The organism is Bifidobacterium sp. POST2/T3 (B1) (assembly GCF_058197115.1).
Map to the genome: position 1 here is coordinate 1 of NZ_JBVPQK010000214.1, position 4544 is coordinate 4544.

The window sequence follows — 4544 nt, forward strand, 5'->3', positions numbered from 1 at the left end:
CTGACCGAGAACTTCGAGGGCACCTGCCTGGCCAAGATCATCTTCAACTCGGTGGTCAACACCATCTGCACCATGTACCAGATCACCATGGGCCAGTTCATCTCCTATCCGGGCGCCAAGGATATGTCCCGCCAGCTGATCGACGAGGCTTATGATGCCTGCGAGCGGGCCGGCAAGCAGCTGATCCAGACCCGCCAGGAGACCCTGGACGAGGTGGACTACGTCAGCCGCATAGGCAATCCGCTTCATTACCCTTCCATGTACCAGGACATGTCCAAGGGGCGCCCGACCGAGGTGGACTACATCAACGGCTATCTGGCGCGCCTGGGCCGCGAGCATGACTACGTCTGCCGGACCCAGGAGTTCCTGACCCACGGCGTTCACCTGGCCGAGCTGGCCTTCCGCGTTCACCACGAAGAGCAGTCCGACCAGGGATGATGTGAACGGCCGCTGAGCGGATTTCCATGAATTACTTTCCCAAGTAAGAAAAACACGCCCTTCCAGACAAGTTAGCCGCGGGTCCCTAGCATGGAGCCTAATTATTCGGTGTCGGCAAACGGCACCGTCGGGCTTATGGCGGAGGTGTCATGGAGGATCATCGCGGCGGCCCAGGGACGGGGTCTTATCAGAGCAAATCGAATCTGGGGGTTCCCCTCAGGTTGGTTTACATGGAGCAGTCCGGGCTGGCCCTTGCCGTCCTCTTCCCGGGGAAGGGTCTGCCGCGGATCGTTCACTGGGGCGATCCAGTGGCCGATCCGCAGGCCCTTCTGGGTTCCTACGACGCTCTGGCCCCGCAGCGGGTCTCGGGAGGGCTGGACCTGACGGCCTGGCCGAGCATTCTTCCGACCCAGTCCGAGGCTTGGACCGGACAGCGCCGACTGTGCATCTGCCGCGGCGGAGTCGAGATCTTTTGCCGCTTCCAGGTGGAATCAGTAGATCTGGGTACAGGCCCGGTCCTGTCTGATGACTTGACTGCACCGACTTTGACGGTTCGCGCCTGCGACCGGGACCAGGGTGTGGGACTGACCTGGCGTTGCCAGGTGTTGCCGTCCGGTCTCGTCAGGCAGCGTGCGGACCTGCTCAACCTGGATACGGGCAGAGAACTGGATGTCAACGGCTTGGAGCTGGCTTTTCCCTTGCCGGCTGAGGCGACCGAGATCCTGACCACCACCGGTCACCACCTGCGCGAGCGCAGCCCGCAACGTCAGCCCTTGACCGTAGGCCGTCTGGAGCGTTCAAGCTTGGTGGGACGACCGGATTTTGACTCCTCCCTGGTCATGTGCGCGGGCCGACCCGGGTTCGGATTCGAACATGATGAGGTATATGCGGTCCACTTGGGCTGGAGCGGCAATGGTCTGCTCAGCGCCGAGCGGATTCCTTCGGCTCCCGCATTGCTGGGCGGCGGCGAGATTCTGATGGCCGGGGAGATAGTGCTTCCCCCTGCTGATGGTCATTCCGACAGGGTGGCGTATTCCACGCCCTGGCTTTATGGTTCCCGGGGCAAAGGGCTGGACCAGGCGGCCCACAGGTATCATGCTTTCCTGCGATCCCTGCATCCTGGGTTGGTCTCACGTTCCAGGCCTGTCACCCTTAACACCTGGGAGGCGGTTTACTTCGACCAGTCTTATGACAAGCTGGCTGCCCTGGCCGAACGGGCCGCCCGTATAGGTGTGGAGCGCTTTGTCGTTGATGATGGGTGGTTCCAGGGCAGGCGTTCGGATGAGGCCGGGCTGGGGGACTGGTCCATCGATCGGCAGGTATGGCCTGAAGGACCTAAGAGCCTGGAAGCTCTTGCTGCCAGGGTGCATCAGCTGGGAATGGAATTCGGCCTCTGGTTCGAGCCCGAAATGATCAGTCCGGACTCGAATGTCTTTCGCGATCATCCTGACTGGGCCATGTCCCCAGGGCCTTCCCGGTTGCCTGTCGAAGGCCGCAACCAGCAGGTCATGGATCTGACCAATCACGATGCCTATGCCCATGTGTTCGATGCCATGGACTCGCTTATTGCTCTTTTGAGCATCGACTACATCAAATGGGATCACAATCGTTACGTGACCGAGGCCTGTTCTCTCCGGTCGGGACGTCCTGCCGTGCATGCGCAGACCGAGGCAGTCTATGGAATCATGCGCGACCTGAAAACCAGGCATCCCGGTTTGGAGATCGAGTCCTGCGCTTCAGGGGGCGCGCGGATCGATTTGGGCATATTGGAATTTGCCGACAGGGTCTGGGTCTCGGACTGCGTGGATCCGGTCGAGCGGGCCGACATCCAGCGGTACACATCCCTGCTGGTGCCGCCGGAGATGTTGGGGGAGCATGTGGGTGATTCCCCCGCCCATTCCACCGGCCGTGCCACCTCGCTCGGTCTGCGTGCGGCCATGGCTTTCTTTGGCCATATGGGCGTGGAATGGAACCTGCTTGCCGTGCCCCAGGATCAGCTGGACGAGCTGGGACGCTGGATCGATCTGTATAAGCAGTGGCGGCATATGCTGCACACCGGTCATGTAGTACATGGCGATACGCCGGACCCGGCAGTCCGCTTGGACGGCGTAGTCTCTGCTGACGGCTCGCAGGCGCTCTACCGCTTCACCCAGTTGACCTCTTCGGTCAATTACCCTCCGCAGCTTTTAGCGCTTCCCGGCCTGGATTCCAAGTCTGATTACCGGATCAGGCCCTTGGACATCTGCAGTGACCTGGATCGGATCGGCAGTGGACAAAGCCCTCTGGCCTGGTGGTGTCCCAAAGGCACGGTTCTCCCGGGTGCGGTCTTGGAAGCTCAGGGAGTTCGGCCACCGGTCATTCATCCGGCGGAGGCAGTGATTTTTGAAGCGAGCCGTATCTGAATCTGTCCAGTCGTTTCCCGAGTCATTCGGGCTTATCGGCCTCTTCGGGACCCTGCAGGTACCGTGCGATTGCTCTGGCCGCCGGCGCTTGTGCCCAGCGGAGCCAGTCGCTGTCGATGATCTTCACAGGGACCTCGACCATCTGGCTGTGGCGGAATGAGGCAGTGCCCTTGCGTACGGATTCGATGCATCTCTTCATCAAATAGGAAGTCTCCCCACCCACCAGAACCTTGTCAGGCAGGGCCACGTTGGCCACCAGGGCAATCAGGACCCCTAGCCGATAACCGGTCAGATTGAGCAGGGTCTCCGCCTGCGGCATGTCTTCCTCCAGGTCTTTGACCAACTTCTCGAGGCTGGCGGCCTGCCCGATGGCATGCGAGTACTGCTCAGCCAGGGAGCCTGTAGTCAGGCACTGGGCGCAGCCACGATGGCCCAGATAGCAGACCGGCCCATCCGGATCCACCAGCTGATGGCCGATCAGCCCAAACCCTTCATCCGGCGAGGAGACGGGCATGCCGTGCTCGCTTAAGGCATAGCCAATGCCAGATCCCATGGTGATCAGAGCGAAGCGGTCCAGTCCGATGCCCTCGCCAAACCATCCTTCGTAGAGGGCCAGGGCATCGAGATCATTGAAGATCAGGCAAGGCAGGTCACATGTGTTCTCCATTTCGGTGGCAAGATCGACGGGTTCGCTCCAATGCAGGAATGGGGCGTAGGTGACGACCCTGTCTCCCTCCGCCCGACCGCCCAGGGAGATGGCAAGGCCGGAGGGGCTGGGTAATCCGGTTTGGTTGATCTCACGCATGCACTCCTGAGCAAGGTTTGACAGCATCCTCACGACCTGGCTTGGGCTGCGTTGACGTATGTGATGACTGTGAGACCGGCCGACCGGTCGACAGGCCAGGTCCGTCGCCGTGGCCAACGCGGTGCCGCCGTGAAGATTGATGCCGATGAAGGTCTTGGCTTCCCGACGGATGACCAGGGCCTGCTGCGGTCTGCCTACGCTATTGGAGTTATGCTTGCGGCCATCCTGTCTTCCTGGTTCGTCTGCCTGCGGTAGAATGCCGGCTTCCCTGATGACCCCAAGATGGGTCAGATCGTTGGTGATACGCGATACAGCGCCCTGGGTCAGGTTGAATCGTCGCGCCAGGGCCACTCTGGAGATCGGGCCGTGCTGGAGGATCTCAACGGCGATGCGGTGGGTGTACCTGGAGGCCGTGAACCAGGCCGGGAACGGCCGTGCTTCCCCTAAACAGTCGGCATCCTCGTGTTGGTTTGATCTCTGGTTGTCTCTGTCGGCCACGGTGCCTCCTCACGGAAAACTGGTCCGACCTGATTGCGGACAAACCCCTTATGCTGAACAGCCTATCTTAATTACTTTCTTAACGAAAGGAACTCGCCGGAGCTGGGAATGAAATATCCCGGCCCTCTATTCTGGTTCGCAGAATCATCTAGGTCATTGTTGCCCGTACGGATGGTAAAGGAGCCAAATATGAAAGATATCGGCAGTAGGGAAGGATCCGGGTTTGATCGAATAACGACCTGGGTTCGGAACGTAGTCGCCTCACTCCTGGCTCTGTTGGCCGTCGTGGCCACGGCGGGCTGTGGTTCCGCAGATTCAGGCCTAGTCACTCTGGACTTCTTCCAGTTCAAATTCGAGGCCGCCGACCAGTTCAAGGCCATGGTGGCACAATTCGAGAAGGA

Annotated in this window: 3 protein-coding genes and 1 pseudogene; 3 read left to right on the forward strand and 1 reads right to left on the reverse strand. The window is 60.5% G+C overall.

The window, feature by feature from the left end; all coding sequences use genetic code 11:
- Both AC0AP0_RS09225 and AC0AP0_RS09230 read left to right on the forward strand, forming a co-directional pair.
- The coding region (locus AC0AP0_RS09225; protein ID WP_490430250.1) for a ketopantoate reductase family protein at positions 1-438 on the forward strand (438 nt) is incomplete at its 5' end.
- A 149-nt stretch (positions 439-587) separates the two neighbouring features.
- The gene (locus AC0AP0_RS09230; protein WP_490430251.1) at positions 588-2840 is read left to right on the forward strand and encodes an alpha-galactosidase; all 2253 of its coding nucleotides are present in this window, start codon (positions 588-590) and stop codon (positions 2838-2840) included.
- A gap of 22 nt (positions 2841-2862) precedes the next feature.
- Here the strand turns inward: AC0AP0_RS09230 and AC0AP0_RS09235 are convergent, their stop codons facing one another.
- A complete protein-coding gene (locus AC0AP0_RS09235; protein ID WP_490430252.1) occupies positions 2863-4143 on the reverse strand; it encodes an ROK family transcriptional regulator in 1281 nt (426 codons plus the stop codon).
- Positions 4144-4332: 189 nt separating this feature from the next.
- On the opposite strand from AC0AP0_RS09235, the pseudogene AC0AP0_RS09240 reads away from it, so the two are divergent.
- A pseudogene (locus tag AC0AP0_RS09240) lies at positions 4333-4544 on the forward strand (hypothetical protein); the annotation flags it as partial.

Coding starts and splice junctions, on each gene's coding strand:
- AC0AP0_RS09230 (WP_490430251.1), top strand. CDS start 588: ATGGAGGATCATCGCGGCGGCCCAGGGACGGGGTCTTATCAGAGCAAA.